General features: G+C 40.9%; 15 protein-coding genes and 2 pseudogenes. 9 read left to right on the forward strand and 8 right to left on the reverse strand.

All coding sequences use genetic code 11. The features are described 5' to 3' along the window. Both IQ224_RS05170 and prfB read left to right on the forward strand, forming a co-directional pair. Positions 1–458 (forward strand): annotated as a pseudogene (locus IQ224_RS05170) (SPOR domain-containing protein); the annotation flags it as partial. A gap of 98 nt (positions 459–556) precedes the next feature. Next, positions 557–1,664 (forward strand): peptide chain release factor 2 gene (prfB, locus tag IQ224_RS05175; RefSeq protein WP_194032647.1). Its coding sequence is split into 2 segments (ribosomal slippage): positions 557–628 and positions 630–1,664, totalling 1,107 coding nucleotides; the frame shifts between segments, so codons are not numbered across the junction. Between the two features lie 218 nt (positions 1,665–1,882). Here prfB and IQ224_RS05180 read toward each other — a convergent pair. Then, positions 1,883–3,301, reverse strand: a complete 1,419-nt coding sequence (locus IQ224_RS05180; RefSeq protein WP_194032648.1) for an ATP-binding protein — start codon at positions 3,299–3,301, stop codon at positions 1,883–1,885. Between the two features lie 150 nt (positions 3,302–3,451). Here IQ224_RS05180 and IQ224_RS05185 point away from each other — a divergent pair, with 150 nt between their 5' ends. Beyond that, positions 3,452–3,703 carry a hypothetical protein gene (locus IQ224_RS05185; protein WP_002739055.1) on the forward strand — a complete coding sequence of 84 codons (252 nt, stop codon included), beginning with the start codon at positions 3,452–3,454 and terminating at the stop codon, positions 3,701–3,703. Between the two features lie 95 nt (positions 3,704–3,798). On the opposite strand, the gene hemH is transcribed toward IQ224_RS05185, so the two are convergent. Further along, positions 3,799–4,962, reverse strand: coding sequence for a ferrochelatase (gene hemH / locus IQ224_RS05190; protein WP_194032649.1), 1,164 nt, complete (start codon positions 4,960–4,962; stop codon positions 3,799–3,801). Between the two features lie 120 nt (positions 4,963–5,082). Between hemH and IQ224_RS05195 the strand changes: the two genes are divergently transcribed. The 3 genes from IQ224_RS05195 (at position 5,083) to IQ224_RS05205 (ending at position 8,170) form a co-directional block, all read left to right on the forward strand. After that, complete coding sequence (locus tag IQ224_RS05195) at positions 5,083–5,706, forward strand: class I SAM-dependent methyltransferase (protein WP_194032650.1); 624 nt, start codon at positions 5,083–5,085, stop codon at positions 5,704–5,706. Positions 5,707–5,822: 116 nt separating this feature from the next. Then, on the forward strand, positions 5,823–6,377 hold the full coding sequence (locus IQ224_RS05200) for a YqeG family HAD IIIA-type phosphatase (protein WP_194032651.1): 555 nt from the start codon (positions 5,823–5,825) through the stop codon (positions 6,375–6,377). A 797-nt stretch (positions 6,378–7,174) separates the two neighbouring features. Further along, positions 7,175–8,170, forward strand: coding sequence for a LysR family transcriptional regulator (locus tag IQ224_RS05205; RefSeq protein WP_194032652.1), 996 nt, complete (start codon positions 7,175–7,177; stop codon positions 8,168–8,170). A gap of 40 nt (positions 8,171–8,210) precedes the next feature. Here IQ224_RS05205 and IQ224_RS05210 read toward each other — a convergent pair whose 3' ends face one another. Beyond that, entirely contained in the window at positions 8,211–8,876 is a 666-nt protein-coding gene (locus tag IQ224_RS05210) for an ImmA/IrrE family metallo-endopeptidase (RefSeq protein WP_002747789.1), read from the reverse strand. Between the two features lie 5 nt (positions 8,877–8,881). Further along, positions 8,882–9,238 carry a helix-turn-helix domain-containing protein gene (locus IQ224_RS05215; RefSeq protein WP_002747791.1) on the reverse strand — a complete coding sequence of 119 codons (357 nt, stop codon included), beginning with the start codon at positions 9,236–9,238 and terminating at the stop codon, positions 8,882–8,884. Between the two features lie 175 nt (positions 9,239–9,413). Here IQ224_RS05215 and IQ224_RS05220 point away from each other — a divergent pair, with 175 nt between their 5' ends. The 3 genes and pseudogenes from IQ224_RS05220 to IQ224_RS23825 form a co-directional block, all read left to right on the forward strand. Then, positions 9,414–10,205 (forward strand): PD-(D/E)XK nuclease family protein, encoded by a 792-nt coding sequence (locus IQ224_RS05220; RefSeq protein WP_194032653.1) that lies wholly within the window; start codon positions 9,414–9,416, stop codon positions 10,203–10,205. A gap of 3 nt (positions 10,206–10,208) precedes the next feature. After that, positions 10,209–12,452 (forward strand): Piwi domain-containing protein, encoded by a 2,244-nt coding sequence (locus IQ224_RS05225; RefSeq protein ID WP_002747795.1) that lies wholly within the window; start codon positions 10,209–10,211, stop codon positions 12,450–12,452. Between the two features lie 70 nt (positions 12,453–12,522). Next, positions 12,523–12,988, forward strand: a pseudogene (locus tag IQ224_RS23825) (IS4 family transposase); the annotation flags it as partial. Positions 12,989–13,063: 75 nt separating this feature from the next. On the opposite strand, the gene IQ224_RS05230 reads toward IQ224_RS23825, so the two are convergent. From IQ224_RS05230 to IQ224_RS05245, 4 genes are all read right to left on the reverse strand, one after another. Next, complete coding sequence (locus tag IQ224_RS05230; RefSeq protein ID WP_002747801.1) at positions 13,064–14,065, reverse strand: hypothetical protein; 1,002 nt, start codon at positions 14,063–14,065, stop codon at positions 13,064–13,066. A 266-nt stretch (positions 14,066–14,331) separates the two neighbouring features. Further along, a complete protein-coding gene (locus IQ224_RS05235; RefSeq protein WP_002747805.1) occupies positions 14,332–14,514 on the reverse strand; it encodes a hypothetical protein in 183 nt (60 codons plus the stop codon). Between the two features lie 162 nt (positions 14,515–14,676). Next, positions 14,677–17,325 (reverse strand): hypothetical protein, encoded by a 2,649-nt coding sequence (locus IQ224_RS05240; protein WP_194032654.1) that lies wholly within the window; start codon positions 17,323–17,325, stop codon positions 14,677–14,679. A gap of 95 nt (positions 17,326–17,420) precedes the next feature. Continuing rightward, the gene (locus tag IQ224_RS05245) at positions 17,421–19,457 is read right to left on the reverse strand and encodes a hypothetical protein (RefSeq protein ID WP_194032655.1); all 2,037 of its coding nucleotides are present in this window, start codon (positions 19,455–19,457) and stop codon (positions 17,421–17,423) included. Positions 19,458–19,528 lie beyond the last annotated feature (71 nt).

The raw sequence follows: 19,528 nt of genomic DNA on the forward strand, positions 1-19,528 counted from the left end.
CCTTTACTGCTGCAGAAACAGCAGTAGAGAGCAATCCTCAGCCAGTGGTCACTAATCGAGTACCAGAGTCAAATTTTACGCCACCGTCCCCAGTTAGCCCTAATTTACCCCCCCTAACTCCTCCCAATTCCCAGAATACTAATGCAATTGTACCACCACCGCCGCCGCGCAACCTAGGCAATCAGAGAAGTTTATCGGATGTGATTACTTTTAATCGGGCTGCCCCTAATCCCAGTAGTGGTAATATGAGCAATAGTGGCCGCCAAGGTTTTAAAGTAGTAATTGAAGCTAAAACCGAGAGCGATCGCAGCAAAGTTCGTTCTCTCTATCCCGACGCTTTCCCCACTTCCTACAAAGGTCGTTCCGTCTGGCAAATAGGTGCTTTTAGCAATCGTGATAAGGCTGAAAACGCTTTACAAAGTCTTGCTCCCCTGCGCGGATCGATCGTACCATTTTAACCTTTAAAAATTGTCAGATCCCCCCCTTATCAAGGGAGGCAGGGGGGATCGAACCCAAAATCTATCGTTTAATTAGAACCACTTACTTAACTGAAAATATGGAAATATCAGAACTAAAAAAAGGTATCGAGATAGTAGGATCGCGCCTGGGTAAAACCCAGGACTATCTTTGACTTACCCACTTTAAGGGCCAAAATTAAAGACTTAGAACAGGTGGCAGCCGTCCCCACTTTTTGGGATAATCCCGATACTGCTCAAAAAACCCTGCAAGAACTAAACGAATGTAAATCTTCTTTAGAAACCTATCAAAGTTGGTGTGAACAATTAGAAGATACTAAGGCAATTATCGAGTTATTAGAATTAGAATCCGATCGAGCTTTACTAGAAGAAGCAACGGACAATTTAACTCATTTACAGCATGACCTCGATCGCTGGGAATTGCAACAGCTTTTAAATGGTCCCTACGACTCGAAGGGAGCGGTTTTAACGATTAATGCGGGGGCCGGGGGAACCGATGCCCAAGATTGGACAGAAATGCTCCTGAGAATGTATTCTCGTTGGGCCGAGAAACAGGGATATAAAGTCACTTTAGCGGAAATATCAGAAGGAGATGAAGCGGGAATTAAATCGGTGACAATTGAAATTGCTGGAACTTATGCTTACGGTTATCTAAAAGGAGAAAAAGGCACCCATCGGTTAGTCAGAATTTCCCCTTTTAATGCTAATGGTAAACGTCAAACCAGTTTCGCCGGGGTGGAAGTGATGCCAATTTTGGGCGATGATGTGGTGAGGGTAGAAATTCCCGATAAAGATTTAGAAATTACCACCACTAGATCGGGGGGAAAAGGTGGACAAAATGTTAATAAAGTGGAAACTGCCGTGCGTGTAGTTCATCTTCCCACAGGTATCGCTGTGCGTTGTACCCAAGAGCGATCGCAATTACAAAATAAGGAAAAAGCCCTAGCTTTATTAAAAGCGAAATTGTTAATTATCGCTCGGGAACAACAGGCTCAAGCGATCGCCGAAATTCGCGGCGATATGGTGGAGGCCGCTTGGGGCAATCAAATCCGTAACTATGTTTTTCATCCCTATCAATTAGTCAAGGATCTCCGCAGTAATGTGGAAACCACCGATGTTACCGGGGTAATGAATGGGGATTTAGATAGCTTTATTGAAGCCTATTTACGTTTAGGGGGTGGAGTTTAAAGAAATGTATCGCCGTTGTCGTCCACAAGTCCCACTCCCGTGTGGACGCGATGATAAAATCTCCTCTTGGAAAAATGTCGATTTGCGTTAAAACACTTTTTTGCTTGCTGTATAAGGGTTTCGCCGATTTGACATCCCTAAAATGGATTTGCGTTAAAGCACTTTTTAGCATTTCCACACTTCGACTAAGCTCAGTGTACACTTCGCTCAAGGCTAGTCTAGGCCCAAAAGGGGAGATAACGAGCATAACGAGTTGATTTAGATTCAGATTCGTCAAGTTTAATCAGTCCTGCTTCTTTAGTTGCACCGATTAGTAGAGACACAGTGGCAGTTCTTGACTCGTCTAAATGAAATCGCTCTCTTAAGCTTTGGTTAGACATCCGTTGATTATCGACATAGAGGAGACAACAGTGCTGATAACAAGCGCGAATACGGTCAGATTGACTCATTTTGCCAAAATCCTGATGAGCGAATAGGATAGAAGTTGTTCGTATCTCACCTACTCTAAAATCTGGTGCGGGAAGTTGAAATTTCTCGGCAGCGGAAATAACTTTATCAATACCACTGCCCTTTTCTTCACAAATGCCAAAACGACGCATTATGTCAGCTAATTGCTCATTACGGGAGCGATATTCGTCTATAAAGCGTTCTACTTTGATAAAAGGAATACCAGGGTTAGAGATTTCTACTCGATCATTATACATTTCAATCATCACCGAAGCGCCTGTAGCGAGAAAGTCCTGATGAATCAAAGCATTGGCGATCAGTTCTCGCAAAGCTTGTCGAGGAAACATTTTCACTTCTTCCCTAAGAACCTCCTCGATGACGCGATTTTGAGGGGCTAAATCGTGGACAAAATTAACTAAACCATCAAAACCCACAGCATATCCCTTAGTTACTGTCTGTTCCAGTCGAGTTTTAATTTTACCTGTTCCCTCATAGATAATCACTCGTGGTGCTTTACGCGCTAAGGTAGGGGAAAAGCTCTCAAGTTGTCTGGCCAGAAGAATAGCAGATAAATTAGGAATTGTCCAACCTTTTGATGTTTTGTCAAGGAGTTGATCGCTTTGTAATCTTTCTAAAACAGCATCACGATGGCTAGGATAGGGAAGCTTGAGCAATTTAAAGTAGGTTTGGGTGTCGAGTAGGTCAATAACCTCATCTGGACTGGCATGAGAGCGAGCGGATTGACAAAACCAATCTTGTTGATCTTCAGCAAAGATGAGCTTAAGCCGATCAGGTGTCATGAATACTAAGTCTTCCCCTGCTCGCATTAGATAAGCACCTTCAAAGGCGATAGGTTGTCCTGTGGGACGGGTTGGCACTTCAAAAACCAAGACACGACCATCAGGGTGGGCCAATTCGGTGATTTCCACGCGCAAGCGAAGTTTTTGAACGATTAGCGCTTTAATTCTGTTAATTTCTTCGGGTGTAGGAAAGGCTTGTGAACCAACAATTTTACGGGGACGTTTATCGGTAACACCTAAGATAAAATGGCCACCTCCTTCATTAGCAAGGGCGACGCAATATTTTAACAGTTTGTTTGTATCAAATTGATTTTTAGCCTCTTTAAATTCTAGTCGCTCATTTTCCACTGGGGCATTTAACCAACCTTCTAGGGTCTCTAGGTTTATCATGCAGTAATCTCCTTCTGGGTGGGAATTTACGTTTGGGGGGGAACAGTGCGGGTTATACTGATTCCTAAGATGAGAGCAGCTCTATTTTCTTACAAATTCTGTTCTTATTGGCTTGTCAAGCTGTTTGTCCTCTACTAAGAAGAAAAATCAATGGTTATTATCGAGATTACCAATGTGGAAGAAATATTGAGCGCAAAAATTGGCTCTTTCGCCGCTAAAATCGTCCAAGCTCTAGCAGATGATGAAGGGAAAGTGGAAGAGGTTCTCATCAAAGAATTACAGGCTAATTTTCAGGAAAGGGGGATTAAAGCTAATCTGTTTAGCGTCACTGGGTTAGATATGCTCGGCAATGGCAGGCTAGAAGTTAACGTTAATGTTCGTTCTGCTAATATGATGTCCTAAGAGAAGATAAAATTACCAATGGTTGGGTTAAATATAGTTAAACCCAACCTTATTTTGGTAGTTACCGTCAAAAGCAATGGCAGCGAAGCTTGAGGTTATAATAAACCAACAAAATGTAACGGTCCTTGACCGGTAATTAATTCGATAATAATTGCCAGAAAACCGATCATCGCTAATCGACCATTCCACACCTCGGCTGCCGTGGTCATTCCCCATTCCCAACGTTCCTGGGGATACATTTTCATATTCGCTTTCGGATGGGTAATTTGCTCGAAAGTGGTGGGTTTTTCCTCCAGGGATTTGACCACTAACTGGGAGAGAGATTCGATAAACATCGGGTGAGTGTTAAGAGCCGGGACTCGCTGAAAATGTTCAATTCCCGCTTCTTCCGCCACTTCTCGGTACTCTATATCGATTTCTTGCAGAGTTTCGATGTGTTCCGAGACAAAGCTAATCGGCACGACCAATAAATTCTTAATTCCCTGCTCTCCCAACTCTTTTAAAGCATCTTCCGTATAGGGTTTTAGCCATTCCACTGGACCGACGCGACTTTGATAGGCTAAAGTGTACTGATTGGGTCGGTTTAGCGTACGCATGATCGCCCTAGTACATTCTTCAATTTCCCTTTGATAGGGATCTCCCGCTTCCTCCACATAACTTTGGGGGACCCCATGGGCGCTAAAAAAGATATGTACTTGGTCAGGATTAGGACACTGCTCTAATTCTCGCGCAATCAGATCCGCCATGGCACCCAGATAAGTGGGATGATCGTACCAAGAGGGGATGAGAGTATATTCCGTCAAACGTAGATAGGGATCCTGCTGCCACATTTCCTCCAGTACACGAAAACTGGAACCACTGGTGCTGATGGAAAATTGGGGATAAAGGGGAAGAATAACTAATTTTTTGATATGATCCCGTTTAATCCGCTCGATCGCTTCTTCGGTGAAGGGATTCCAGTAACGCATCCCGATATAAACGCTCACCTCGCGGCCCATTTCCGCGAGACGTTGTTGCAGTGCCGTGGCCTGTGCTTCCGTAATCTTGAGTAAAGGGGAGCCACCACCAATCTGACGGTAATTTTCTTGGGATTTACTCGCTCTTAGCGTCGATATTAACCAAGCTAACGGTTTTTGTAATCCTTTGATCGGTAAACGGATGATTTCTGGGTCAGAAAAAAGGTTAAATAGAAAAGGACGCACATCCTCTAACCGCTCCGGCCCACCCAAATTTAATAATAAAACGCCAACGCGACCCATAGTGTTAACAGATAATTTTTTAAATTTTCAGATTCTTTACCAAGTTTAACAATATATCGGTGGAACCGTTAAAACAAATTACAGGCGACAGAGAACTTAATCAAATTTTGGAGGTTGATCTTGGCGACAATTTTACGTCCCCTCAGTTATCAATATCAATGGCTTTACGATGGTATCTCCCGTCTGGCTGCCCTAGCAGTGGGTGGGGAGTCCCGTTTTCGGCAATTGGCTCTAGAAGGCTTAAAAATCGCTAAAAATGACCCTATCCTCGATCTCTGTTGTGGTGCGGGTCAAACCACTCGTTATTTAGTCCCCCTATCCGATCGCTGTGTCGGTTTAGATGTCTCTCCCCGGGCCCTGGAGCGAGCTAGTTTAGCGGTGCCGCAAGCGCATTATGTGGAGGGATTAGCCGAAAAAATGCCCTTTAATGCGGGAGAATTCGCCTTTGTGCATACTAGCGCCGCTCTCCACGAAATGGAGCCGGAGCAGTTAGAGGAAATCCTGAAAGAAGTTTATCGAGTTCTCAGACCGGGGGGAATTTTTGCCCTCGTGGATTTTCATCGACCCACTAACCCGCTTTTTTGGCCTTCTTTAGCCCTATTTTTGCAATTATTTGAAACCGATACCGCTTGGCAGTTTATTGATCGGGACTTGATCCAATCTTTACAGGCGATCGGTTTTCGTGATTGTCAACAAAAATTATACGCTGGTGGCAGTTTACAGGTGATTCAAGCGGTCAAGTGAAGGGATCGGCCGGGCAAGATTTTCAGGGGCAGTCGGTCATTTATACTGAATAAGGCAACGGTTTTTTAATCAAGCTGAGTTCGATCGACTCGCTGCCAGTTATTTTTGAGAAGTTAATGACTAGAGCAAAAATTCTACAACCCGATTTAATTTTGGGGGATACGATTCTCGGTCTCACTCCGGAGATTTTGAGTCAGCATCAGATTAAGGGATTGATTCTCGATGTGGACGATACCCTTGTCCCCCTTCAGGAAACGACGGTTTCTGACGATTTACAGCGTTGGGTCGATTCCTTGCGTCTTTATCTACCGATTTGGTTGGTAAGCAATAATCTCAGTGAAAATCGCATCGGTGCGATCGCTGATAATTTACAACTTCCCTACCTTCTCGGTGCGGTGAAACCCTCTCGACGGAAACTCCGGCAAGCGATGACAGCCATGGGACTTCCCCCCCAACAAATTGCTATGGTTGGCGATCGCTTGTTTACCGATGTTTTAGCGGGAAATCGTCTGGGAATGTTTACCATTCTGGTGAAACCAATGGTAAACCCTTTGACGGGGGGACAAGCTTATCCAATCCACGATTTTGAGGTGTGGGTATCACAAATTCTCGGCGTTTCCCTGCATCCGCAGCATTACTTAATAAAACCTGACCAATCCTCACAAAAGTAAATATTAAAAAATACTTAACTATAGAGGAAAGGAGGGAAAAGTAGGAAATACTATAGACAATTTGAAATGAGGTCAGCCGAAATAAAGACCTTAACAAAAATATGGCATGGGAAGTCCCCACCCTGAGCAAGCGCACTGGTGGGGATTCTCCGATCGCCTCGTTTACCTCCGATCACAGCCTGTAGTATAATAGACCTCTTGTAAAAATCAAAAATCTGACCTTAGGTGAGGAGCCAGTAGTCAGTAGTCAGGAGGATTAAGAATGAGCATTAATCAATTAAATACTCTCTTTAAGGGTTTTAGGCAATTTTATGGCTATTTTTCTCATTTTTGGACTATCAAAAATTAATTATGCAAGAACTCTAATCTCAAAAGCTTAGTCAAGTGATGGGAGTAGTCTGGTGGTGGGATTATGCCTTGAATCTATGCAATCAGACTTACAAAGAAACCGGCAAGGGTTATCTCAAGTAGCTCTCAACCAGGTTTGACCAAAGCTCAAAAACGAAGAAAAAACAGCCTAGTTAGGAGAATGTTACTCGCAGGTTTTGCAGCCAACGACTATTTAGGCATTGAGAATAAATAAACTTTACAGATAATAGGAAATTAATTTTGCACGACTACTTAACTGGTAACTGATTACTGATTCAGGGCTGAGGACTAAAATAAGCGATCATCGAACTGCCTGAAGTATTGATCCCCGTGGTGTGGTACTGTCAATTCAGTGCATTTATCTGCACTGACTTAAGATTTGTCGCTGTTGTCATCCCCTTCTCCTGTCGCTGTTTTTGAGGCTTTCTATGACCGACATTCCTTTCACTCTAGACCAACTGAGAATTCTCAAGGCGATCGCTGCTGAGGGAAGCTTTAAACGGGCGGCAGATACCCTGTATGTATCCCAACCGGCAATCAGTCTTCAGGTACAAAACCTCGAAAAACAGCTAAATGTGCCGTTATTCGACCGAGGCGGTCGGAAAGCTCAATTAACAGAAGCGGGACACCTACTCTTAAGCTACGGCGAAAAAATTATCACTCTCTGTCAAGAAACCTGTCGGGCGATCGAAGATCTACAAAATCTGCAAGGGGGAACCCTAATCATCGGTGCTTCCCAAACCACGGGAACCTATCTTCTTCCCCGCATGATCGGGCTGTTTCGGCAAAAATACCCAGAAGTATCCGTACAGCTACAAGTTCATTCCACCCGTCGCACCTCTTGGGGTGTTTTTAACGGTCAAGTGGATTTAGCCATTATCGGGGGAGAAGTTCCCGCCGAATTACAAGAAACCCTGCGGATTATCCCCTACGCAGACGATGAACTGGCTTTAGTCCTGCCTATTTTTCATCCTCTGTCTAAGGTAGAAATGATTCAAAAAGAGGATTTATATCGACTAAAATTCATCACCCTCGATTCCCAATCGACGATTCGCAAAGTCATTGATAAGGTTTTAACTCGTTGCGAGATCGATACCAAACGCTTAAAAGTGGAGATGGAACTGAACTCGATCGAGGCGATTAAAAATGCCGTACAATCCGGTTTAGGAGCGGCTTTTGTCTCGGTGACAGCGATCGAAAAAGAACTACAAATGGGCGTGATCCACGCTACCAGAATTAAAGATGTGGAGGTACGTCGCACTTTGTCGGTAATTATTAACCCGAATCGTTATCGCTCAAAAGCGGCCGAAGCTTTTACCCTAGAAATACTACCCCAATTCTCCACCTATCCCGAATATCTGGCTGACGACCACAACTTTGAACCGATTCCTAACTCGCAAACCGCCGAAATTATGAGTAAATAAGTCGCTCGAGACGGGCAAAATCTCCCTCGGAACATTTAAGCTATCTCTTAGGAAAATTACTGCCCCGATAAATTACTTTTTTATCGACTTTAATCCAATGGAGACTCTCTAAACGACTTCTAAGATTAGTAATAGTTACTCCCAACTCGTCGGCGATCGCATACAGATGTCCCCATTTAGTCAAGTCACGTCCCTTGATGGCTTTCTCTAACTCACTCATCGCCATTAGTAAACAACTGGCAAAATATTGGGCTTGCCATTCAATTCTTTGGCTAGAATCAACTGTCCGACACAGAAAAGGTTGAATTGTCTCTAGGGAATCTCCCTGATTGATTCGGTCCAAAAAGTTAGAGACGGCTGTTTGATTAATATGAAGGACAAAATGACCAATTTCATGAGCTAAACTCGAATTTTTAAAACCTTCTTTTACCAGGGATGAATTTTGAGAATCTCTTAAGAATTTTACATCTTCATTAAGAATAATTTTCTTTTCTGTGGGAACAATCATTGCGGCGATTTCTCCCTCTTGATCTGGCTTTATATCCGTCCATTCAATAGCCAAATCAAAATGATCGGCCGCTGCTTCCGCAATATCGCAATTTTTTAAGGGACGACGACGATGAGCTTTTACTTTCTTCAGAATATTGTCTGCCTGAGCTTCAATCTCTGTTTTGGGAATAAAACTATAGGGTTTAATAATATCCAAGATATTTACTCCTCTGGTTCTAATTTTGTCGCCTCAGAAATAATTTTTTTGGCAAAATTAGGATTGTCTTTCATGCGACGCAATAAAATTGGCATTTGTTGGTATTTTTGAACTAACTCTTTGAAGACTTTTTGATCATCTGAACTCAGTCGTCCTGCTAATTCTCCTAGAGTTTGAGCATTTAATTTTAAATGAGTCGCTAAGGACTCAATCACCTGCTGACTAGGAGGATAACCTGCATGATCATTTTCTAGCTTCGATAGATAGGTATAGTCCACCCCAATCAACTTAGCTAGTTCTCTCTGACTATATTCCTCCTCTCGACGAGCTTTGCGGATAACCTGTCCAAATGTTTCTGACACTGCTTTTCTCTCAATCGCTCAAAAAAATTATATCAAGGGTTGACTATTTCAGTCAACATAGGCTAAAGTTAGTTCATTGGCGTTGATTATTTTAGTCAATGTCATCCTAGCATTATCCTGACCGAGGGAAAAAATCTTGTCCTGCCAGTCCCCCAAAAAGCCTTGGTATCCTCCGATGAGCTATAGTCTTTGGCGATCACTAAAACCAGCGATTGGCTATGAGAATTGGCATTGTCAGACAAAACGGGGGTTTGAAAAAGCGCGAAACAAAGAACCAGAAGTCCAAAGATTATTATCAGAAGATAATCAACCGCAAAAAATTGGTAAGTTGGCACAAAGGGGAGTTTTTGAGTTTCATCAAGAGCTGGTGAGATTATCAGGTTCCCATGGGGTGGAACAAGTGGCAGAAATCCTGCAATTAAATCAAGAATCGCCAGAAATTCAAGCTAGGGTTTTAGTAATTTTAAACAATTACTATCAACAACCAATTTTATTGAATAAAGAGATTATTAATTTATCTAGAGGTGATGAAGGTTATCCAGAACCTATTGTTATCGAGCAAGGTAACTATAAGTTTAATTTGTCCGCTGCCTTTGATTGTATTTTCAGAGAAGCCGATGACACTATACATATTTTAGATTTGAAAACTGGTCAATCTAATTTTGATCGTCGTCAGGCTCATGTTTATTTACTAGCGGCTAGTTACCGTTATCCTCAGGAAAAAATTGTCGCTTCTTTTTACAATTTAGAAACCCAAACAAGCTCAGAAAAAATATCCCTGTCTTCTGAGGCAATAGAAGCAGTTAAAATCGAACTAGCTTCCCTGGCCAAAAAACATCAGCAACAACTACAAAAATATAAAGATCACCCCAAAGATTTTTATCATATTTTTCCGCCTCAAAGTGCCTATGTCTGTCGTTATTGTCCGTTTACATCGATTTGTGATTATGCAAATAAGGAGGTTTAGATCATGAATTACACAGAAACTAAAACAGCCAACTCTCCAATCTTTTTGAGTGAAATTAGTTCCTTAACTCTCAATAATAATTGTTTAAATTGTTTTAAACTTAATCATCAAGTTACTAGAAAAATAGGTAATCGTTTTAGTTGGCAATTCAGTCGGAAGTTTCCTGCTGTGGTGGTTATTTTTGAAGATAATTGTTTTTGGGTATTAGCTAAAGATGAAAAATTACTTCCCTCTCCACAACAGTGGAAAGAAGCTTTATCAGATATTCAAGAGGTTTTACGAGAAGATATTGGCGATCACTATTATTCTATTCATTGGCTAAAAGACTTTCAGATAACAGCTTTAGTTACAGCACAATTAGCAGTTAGAATTCTGAAAATATTTGGTAAATTTTCCTATCCAATAGTTTTTCCCAAAGATAGTCAGATAAGTGAAAACCAAGTACAGGTAAGAAGAGAAGTTAACTTTTGGGCAGAAATCATCAATGACACCGATCCAGCTATTTGTTTAACTCTTGAAAGTAGTATTGTCTATAGTGGAGATTTAGAACAGTTTTATGAAAATCATCCCTATAGACAAGATGCTGCTAAATTATTAGTAGGTTTAAAGGTTAAAACTATAGAAACTAATGGGACAGCTAAAATTATTAGAATAGCGGGTACAATTGGGGAAAGAAGAGAGGAACTATTAACAAAAGCTACGGGTTCAATTAGTCGAAGAAAATTAGAAGAAGCTCATCTGGGGCAGCCAGTGGTGGCGGTACAATTTGGCAAAAATTCCCAGGAGTATATTTATCCATTGGCAGCTTTAAAACCCTGTATGACAGATAAAGATGAGAGTCTATTTCAAGTCAATTACGGAGAGTTATTAAAGGAAACAAAAATCTTCTATGCTGAACGACAAGAACGATTGAAATTGTATAAACAGGAGGCACAAAATACTTTAAATAACTTTGGGTTTCGGTTAGGAGAAAAAAGTATTAACAGCAGAGAATACCCCGAATTATTTTGGAATCCTTCTATTTCTCTTGAGCAAACACCTATCTTATTTGGTAAGGGAGAAAGGGGAGAAAAAATAAAAACTCTCAAAGGATTATCGAAGGGGGGTGTATATAAACGTCATCGAGAATATCTCGATCCTGCTCGTAAAATTCGTTTAGCTATTCTGAAACCAGCTAATTTGAAAGTGGGAGATTTTAGAGAACAATTAGAAAAGCGATTAGAACTTTATAAATTTGAGACCATTTTGCCAGCAGAGAATCAAATAAATTTCTCTGTTGAAGGTGTAGGATTTGAAAAAAGAGCCAGACTGGAAGAAGCAGTTGATCAATTAATTCGAGGAGAAATTCCTGTAGATATTGCTTTAGTATTTCTTCCTCAAGAGGATCGCAATGCTGATAATACTGAAGAAGGAAGTTTATATTCGTGGATTAAAAAAAAGTTCTTGGAGCGTAGAGTTATGACTCAAATGATTTATGAGAAAACTTTAAATGATAAGAGCAACTATAAGAATATTCTCAATCAAGTTGTCCCCGGAATCCTAGCCAAATTAGGAAATTTACCCTATGTCCTTGCTGAATCTCTAGAAATTGCCGATTATTTTATTGGTTTAGATGTGGGAAGGATGCCTAAAAAAAATCTTCCAGGGAGTCTCAATGTTTGTGCAAGTGTGCGACTATATGGCAAACAGGGAGAATTTGTTCGCTGTCGGGTAGAAGATAGTTTAACCGAGGGAGAGGAAATTCCTCAACGGATTCTGGAAAATTGTTTACCGCAAGCTGAACTAAAAAATCAGACAGTTCTCATTTACAGAGATGGTAAATTTCAAGGGAAGGAGGTTGACAATTTACTGGCAAGAGCTAGAGCAATTAATGCTAAATTTATTCTTGTAGAATGTTATAAAACTGGCATTCCTAGACTTTATAATTTTGAGCAAAAACAGATAAATGCTCCCTCAAAAGGATTAGCTTTTGCTTTATCAAAGCGGGAAGTTATCCTGATAACGTCCCAAGTGTCTGAACAAATAGGTGTTCCTCGTCCCTTGCGCTTAAAAGTTCATGAATTAGGAGATCAAGTAAATTTAAAACAGTTAGTTGACACTACGTTAAAATTAACTTTACTTCACTATGGTTCTCTCAAAGAACCCCGTTTACCTATCCCTTTGTATGGAGCGGATGCTATTGCTTATCGACGCTTACAAGGAATTTGTCCTAGTTTATTAGAAGATGATTGTCAATTCTGGCTTTAGAGAGGAAAATTATGTAAATTCTCCTAAGTACAGGACAAAAAGCTGGAAAAGTAGGCGGGAGTAGGGTTTTATCAAAAATAGCACTAATCTTGAAACTCCTAGGAACCAATATAAGGCATTGAAACAAGCTCTCAAACCTCCTCAAGGGATGGCAGGGAGCAAGACTCTCTTTCCTCGCTCTCTTCTTACTGGCTCTGTTGAAAGTAAAAACCGTCAACCTCAAGGAATTAGCTCTAGGTTTTGAAGGTCGGGTATTGGTAGAGTCCCATTACAAACGATGACAACGCTTGTTTGGGGACTTCGAGAGAGATTACTCTCAAATAGCTCCCATTGTAGTCCAGTGGCTCCATATCTCTCAACCCTGGGTATTGAGTATTGACCGCACCAATTGGTCATTTGGTAGTCATCACTACAACATCCTCACAGTCGGCATTGTCCATGAAGGGGTAGCTATACCCATTCTCTGGTGGATGCTCAAGAATAAAAAAGGCAACTCAAACAGCGATGAACGGATGCTAACGGTTACTTTCTTGATCTCCGCAATTATTTTGCCCACTGCTGTTATTGTATGTCTTGAATCCGCAAAAGTCCCTATAATTTAGCCAATAAAATTATTTTTCTTTTTCAATTAATCCAGATTCAGTTTTTTTAACTAAATCTGAGGCAAATCTTTCACTAAATCCCACTAAAAAAGCACAGGAAAAGATAAATAAATCCTGACGGGCTTTCTTTGTTATTAAACTAGAAGAATTTTGATCCTGGGTAATCATAAAATCAATTTTAATCAACGTATCTGAGCTAATTAAACTAAAGATAAAAATACCGAAAATTAGACCAATTAAGGGTCTAAACAAACCAATAAAAAGAGGAATGAGGGGGTCGTCATATTTTTTGTCTGTAAAGTCGATAATTCTGAGTAAAATACTCGCAACACTTCCCAACACTCCTGCTGTTGCCGCATAAACTAAACCATAAAATATATGCCGATTAGGATTTATCGTATCACTCGATGATTTTAACTGTTCTGAATAACTACTAGAAGGAATGGGTACTGGGGAGTTTGCTTGAGATAATGGTTTTGAAATAATTGCCTCCTTTTGAGAGGATTTCTGGTGTAAATTAGCATCAAATATGTAAATTTCTTGAGCAGAAAATTTGAGAGCAATAATAGATAAAAAAGTTGTCATAGATAAACCTAAAAATATTTTGAATGGGACTGATCTTACAGAATAGATAGAACTAAATCCATTTAAAATATGTCCCCATAAAAAATAGCGACTATTATTAATTTCCTTTTCTAGATTAATTCTGAATCCTCGAATAGCATCAACCCCGACTTTATTGGTTTTTGCCATGAGCAATATATATTTAATTTCCTCTAATAACAAAATAAATTTAGTTGGATCATTGTTAAAAATAAACCAACCAATTTTCCAGCTATTACTTTTTTTATAAATCAAATAATTCAGATGATGAATCTGTTGAACTAAGTTAGCAATTTCTAGTTGTAATTCAGGAGAAATTATCGGCAAAACCTCTAATAAAACTTCCCGAATATCCGCATTTAAGGCGTTAATATCGTCATTTTTTTTGACTGGAGTGGAAGTTATCATATTTTTTGGGGACTTTTTAGATTGATTAATAGAATGAAAAGGGGCGTTGCTGAATCAAGGTATGAATGACAACTTTGCACCCATCCAAAAGTTAGTTTGGGTCTAGGGTTTAAAAATCCCACAAGAGAAGATTCATATCTCAAATTAGCAACGCCTGAAAAGGCTATCTCTCCTCCGTATGCCTTCTGGCGACTAATTCAATTTTGTTGATACATTTTGATTATCTCAGATTTTGGATCATTTTTTCTGGGGAGTACTCTAACACTTTAAGAGGAGGAAACAGGAACAGACGAACTGTTTTCTTCGTGCTGTTGATTACGAGCAACGGCTGTATAGCCATTACCTGAGATCATCACATCACTACAGGCGATCGCTGTATTAACGAATAGCGAAAAACTGATGAGTACAGTAATAAAAAGATCGAGAATTTTGGTAATGTTCTTGCTCATTATGTTGTAGATGTCATTTTTAAAAAGATAAACTTAAAAAATAAACTTGGTTGCTATGAAGGCGATCGCATTTTCAATTAGGAGATAAATAAGAGCGATCGCCTGATCGAAAACAGTAAAGATTACGGCCTTGTTTAGGGAATTATTTGAGATTTTGGTAGCCTACAGAAATAAAAGCCACAAACAATCGAGGGCAACATCAGCACCGGCATCGAGGGCAACATCAGCACCAACATCAACGGCAGCATCAGCGTCCACAGCTAATCCGGCAGCATCGGCGTCAACATCGGCGGCATCGGCAGCATCACCAGCATCACCGGCGTTTGTTGTTCCAGGGTCGGAGGGTTCAATCAGTTCTGGCGGTTTAGAGAAATTAATGGGAGTGCCAACATTAGTAAAAATCCCAGTCGCATAATCGGTTATATCCGCCACTTCAATTCCTTCTGAGGCTAATGCGGTTACTGCGGTTTCCTCTGAGGAGAAAATCTCCGAAATGACCTCAAATACCCATTCGGTAAAGGCTTCACCTACTTCCATTGCTTTATTTTGAAGATACATTCGGATAATTAATACAGTAACTTTCTTAATATCTCCGAGAATAACTTGCCAAGTTGTGGGAATAGTTGAATTAGCATAATAAAATTCTCCCATTTGTCCAGAGAAGGAATAAGTTCCTGCTTGAAAAAATGTTACCTTTTCCTTTAAGGTGAGAGTTCCATCAAAATAATTCCCGATGTAGCTACTGCTAGAAGTTGGGGCGGTTTGAGTTCCAAATTGAACAGTTCCGGATGTATTAATCGGCATAGAACCGGTCCAAGTTAGGGTATTTGTCGCCTGATTAAAATTACTTGTGGGAATAGTGTTGGTTGTATTATTATTACCAAAATTGAGAGAGACTTGAGGGGTATTACCGCTCATAGAAACGTCTAACTCTGGTCCCATAATCGGATTAGAATTAGAATTAGAAGATGAAGGGGTTAAAACCGTCACCCCATAAGAACCGGTCCACTCATATAGATCCTGTGGTTGAGATAATTCTCCGGCAAAAGTTCCCGACTGAGTGAAGCTACCACTACTATTGAGATTGGTTTGTAATTTCCCGGTAAAAGTCGGTCCTGAGTAGCTATTTTGACTATTTGCCGTAGCTTGATCAAAGGTTAAAGTAGCAGCAGAATTATTACCACCGTTAGAAGTCCAAGTCAGTTGATTGTAGACAGCATTGTAAGACCAATTATTAATAACTACGCCATCGAGAAGAATCTGTAATGTGCCGGATGGATCACATTGAATGGTTAAAGAGGGGGGTTGCGCCCAAGGAGAATAGGAAGTAACACCATAGAAACCTGTCCAATTTTTGAGGGGGAAACTAACAGGATTGCCAATTTCTCCATAATAGGTTAACGTTTGGGTTTCTCCTTGATAGGAAACGGTTATTGTACCTTGAAACCAAGGACCTGTATAGCCGGTGGGTTGGGTAGAACTCAGAGAAATCGGAGAAGTATAATAGAATTGAACTTGTCCGGCGGTGGTATTTCCTCCGGTCATTGGCCAACTTAAAACACCATTATTAAAGGTGTAGTTTTCTAGCGTGACACCACATAATTGAGGAATAGCTTGATTATTGGAATCAAGAACAATAGCCAGTACAGGGGCAGTATTTTGAGTAATATTTCCTTGGGGAACAACTTCAGTTAATCCATAAACTCCTAACCAAAAAAGTAGATCAGTGTAACCAAATTGGAGTAATGCTTGATAAAGGGCTTGGGGTGTAGTATCATAGCCCTGTTGTTGAAACCAACTGGTTAAATTTTGGTTAGCGGTGTTAATAATTTCGGTGCTAGTTGCGCCGTTTTGTTGTTGGGTTTGAGCATTGGTGGCAAGGGTTTCTAATTCAGTGTTAAACTGTTGAGCAATGGATGAATTTTCTAAGAGAAATTGTAGAAAACTTTGGGCTGATTGATCCGTAGAAGTTTCGGCAATTTGCCCAGAAAATGTGCCAGATTGACTAAAGCCACCGCTTCCATTAGGATCGGTTTGTAAAGTCCCTGTAAAACTTAGACCAGAATAGGCATTAGGACTATTAGCAGTGACTACGGAAAAAGTTAGAGAAGCGGCGGATCCATTACCACCGGACGTTGTCCAAGTGAGTTGATTATTTGAGGCATCAAAAGACCAATTATTAATAACAATATTCTCAAAAATAACCTCTAATGAACCAGTATTATTGCCTTGAATTGTGAGAACGGGGGGTTGGCTCCATTCGGAGTAAGTTGTGGTTCCATAATAGCCGATCCAATTCCATAAAGGATCCGGATTTAAACTGATAAAAATATTGTTAGTTGTTGGACTATTCTCACCGCCGTTAAGGCTAACTGTATAGGCACTACAGGCAATCACATTATCAGTTGAACTATTAGTCGGTTCGGTAAATCCTGAAGGAGTGAGTAGATTAATATAGGGAGTAGAACCCCCCGACCAAAACCAAAAATCTATTGTTGTTCCGGCAATGGTTATTAAAGGAACACTGCCCTTTTGTATGGTTTGATTGCCAGAACCATTGGTTAAATAAAAGCTGGCTACATTATATAACCCCGGTGTAACGACTCCCGATTGTGCCCCTTGAATCCATTGATAATCTTTGCCAATGGCTTCTAGAACACCACTAAAGTCATAGGACATATTATAACCATTGTTACTGGGGAAATAATTGACGAGATAAAAGGTGTAAACAATTTCACCGGTATCTGGTGGTACTGGTGCATAACCATAAACTTGTTTAGGGGGATCATAACTATTTTTAAAAGTAACCATTTGACCTTTTTAGTGATTCAATTTCGTTAATTTTGCCAATGGGCGAAAAAACTTTCTTTCGCCCATCTATTGCGATTAGTGAAAGGGTTTAGCCCTTAGAAATCCTCCCCCCCGCCATAAAATGGAAGTTCTTTCATATCACTGTCCTCATCCTCATCGTCATCATCATCGTCATCACCACCACTGTCTTTCCCTGCCTGGTTAATCTGTTGAGTTGGAGGGGGACCAGCATTTGAGCTTCCCCCCCCTGTATTTGTAGGTTCTTCGAATTGTGTACCACTTCCACTCTGAGAAGTGTTAGGGGATTGCTCGTTGATTACGAGGGGCTTCGGTGACTCTGTTGTGTTAGTAGTAGTGGTAGTAGTAGTGGTAGTAGTAGTGGTAGTGTCAGTGGTAGTGTCGCCGTCCTCATCGCTGTCTGAGTCGTCGTCCTCATCGTTTCCTGAACCTGTTTCTGTTCCCCCTGCGTCGGATTCACCTCCACCTGAACCTCCACTTGAGCTACTTTTTTGTTCAATTTCCGGTTGTTCCTCAGCATTCAAACTATCCTCCCCAGAGGGAGCATTTTCCTCATTCATTGACTTTTTAGTGACTAAAGAACTGATTTTGCTATAAAGCCATTTAGCCGGTAGCTCTATGAAAAGAGTAAAAAGACCCTCAAAAACCTTCATACCCATTCCATTGAAAAATCCCATTACAATGCCCTGCTCAATTTGTTTCCATGTGATAAAAGGTTGTTTAGCAGGGGAAGTGGAGGAGGGAGGCGGCTCGCCAATTTGACCACTATAGGAGTAACCTCCGGCGTTCAAGCTACCGACTGAGGTAGATAAGGTTAAAGTTCCACTAAAATAATTACCGATATAACTACTACTGGACGTTGCGGCAGTTTGTTGGCCAAATTGAATCTGTCCAGATGTGTTAATTCCACTGGAACTTGTCCAACTTAAGGTATTGGTTGCTTGATCGAAAGAATCGATCGCCGATGGAGGAATCGTAGCGATCTGATTATTGCCAAAGTTGATCTGAACTTGGGGAGAATTGTTACTGAGGTAGAGATTTAATTCCGGACCCAAAACATCATCACTATCGTCATTACTAGAACTGGGAGAGAGAACCGTTACCCCATAACTTCCCACCCATTGGTTCAAAGATGTAGGAGTGGAAAGAATTCCATTGTAGGTGTAGGTTGTCCCCCCATCGGTATAAGTTCCGGTAAAACCGGGTCCTGAGTAGGTTGATGAACCACTAGGTTGTACTTGAAGAAAAGTCAGATTTCCTGCTGTTGAATTATTAGTAGTAGTCCAAGTTAATTGATTGAGAGCGCAGTTATAAGTCCAATTCTGAATCGTTTCTCCTCCTACGGTTACTGTAAATCCTCCAGAACCATCGGGTTGAAGAATCAAAGCTTGTCCTTGAGAGGATTGACTACTGCCGGAGGGGGTGAAAGTAGTCGTGCCGTAGTATCCTGTCCAAAAGCTGAGGGGAAAACTCACAGGTTGACCGAGTTCTCCGATATAGTTCCATTGAGTTCCATTGATGGTTATAGTACCTTGAAACCAAGTCCCCCCTCCTGAAACGCTCTCGACGGTGTAATTACCTCCTGAAAAATTGCTAGGAATGGGGTTAGGAAGGGGGGGGGAAATCGTAAAAGGAAGATAGTAGTAAAACGTGATATTAACACCATAAGTATAACCATACTGAGAAACCGTAAAGCTCAGACTAGGATAAGGACTGGTATTCGTTCCGGGGGTAAAGGTAAAGTCAGAAGTAGGAATAATGGATCCACCCAAGATAGGGTAAGCATTCCCCGTATTAGAATCGATAGCGATGGTTAAAACCGGTCCGTTTTGGGTGTTGTTAGAATTGCTAGGATCGCTGAGTTGACTCAAACCATAGACTCCCTGCCAAAAACCTAACTCATTTTGAAGACCAAATAGGAGAGCTTGATAGACTTGTAGGGAAGTGGTTTGATAACCATTCTGTGTTAACCAAGTTGTTCCGGCTTGAGGATTGCCATTGCCATTTTTAATTGCCGTTACATACCCGTTTATTAGGCTAGGATTGTTAATCGCTGCTGCGAGAAAACTTTGTCCTTCGGTATAGGGATTGGTTGTCGGTTGATTAGCTGTCATTTGTGTACCTCGTGTTAAAAAATTTACTAATTTGCCCTCTATCTTGGGGGCATGGCTGTTAGATTCGAGTT

Origin of the sequence: Microcystis sp. LEGE 00066 (assembly GCF_015207925.1) — a bacterium.
Taxonomy (GTDB): Bacteria; Cyanobacteriota; Cyanobacteriia; order Cyanobacteriales; family Microcystaceae; genus Microcystis; species Microcystis ichthyoblabe_A.

Excerpts from the sequence above, each read along its gene's own strand:
- IQ224_RS05230 (WP_002747801.1), bottom strand. The coding sequence starts at position 14,065 with ATGATAACTTCCACTCCAGTCAAAAAAAATGACGATATTAACGCCTTA.
- IQ224_RS05240 (WP_194032654.1), bottom strand. The coding sequence starts at position 17,325 with ATGGTTACTTTTAAAAATAGTTATGATCCCCCTAAACAAGTTTATGGT.
- IQ224_RS05180 (WP_194032648.1), bottom strand. The coding sequence starts at position 3,301 with ATGATAAACCTAGAGACCCTAGAAGGTTGGTTAAATGCCCCAGTGGAA.
- IQ224_RS05245 (WP_194032655.1), bottom strand. The coding sequence starts at position 19,457 with ATGACAGCTAATCAACCGACAACCAATCCCTATACCGAAGGACAAAGT.
- hemH (WP_194032649.1), bottom strand. The coding sequence starts at position 4,962 with ATGGGTCGCGTTGGCGTTTTATTATTAAATTTGGGTGGGCCGGAGCGG.
- IQ224_RS05235 (WP_002747805.1), bottom strand. The coding sequence starts at position 14,514 with ATGAGCAAGAACATTACCAAAATTCTCGATCTTTTTATTACTGTACTC.
- IQ224_RS05220 (WP_194032653.1), top strand. The coding sequence starts at position 9,414 with ATGAGCTATAGTCTTTGGCGATCACTAAAACCAGCGATTGGCTATGAG.
- IQ224_RS05200 (WP_194032651.1), top strand. The coding sequence starts at position 5,823 with ATGACTAGAGCAAAAATTCTACAACCCGATTTAATTTTGGGGGATACG.
- IQ224_RS05225 (WP_002747795.1), top strand. The coding sequence starts at position 10,209 with ATGAATTACACAGAAACTAAAACAGCCAACTCTCCAATCTTTTTGAGT.
- IQ224_RS05185 (WP_002739055.1), top strand. The coding sequence starts at position 3,452 with ATGGTTATTATCGAGATTACCAATGTGGAAGAAATATTGAGCGCAAAA.
- IQ224_RS05205 (WP_194032652.1), top strand. The coding sequence starts at position 7,175 with ATGACCGACATTCCTTTCACTCTAGACCAACTGAGAATTCTCAAGGCG.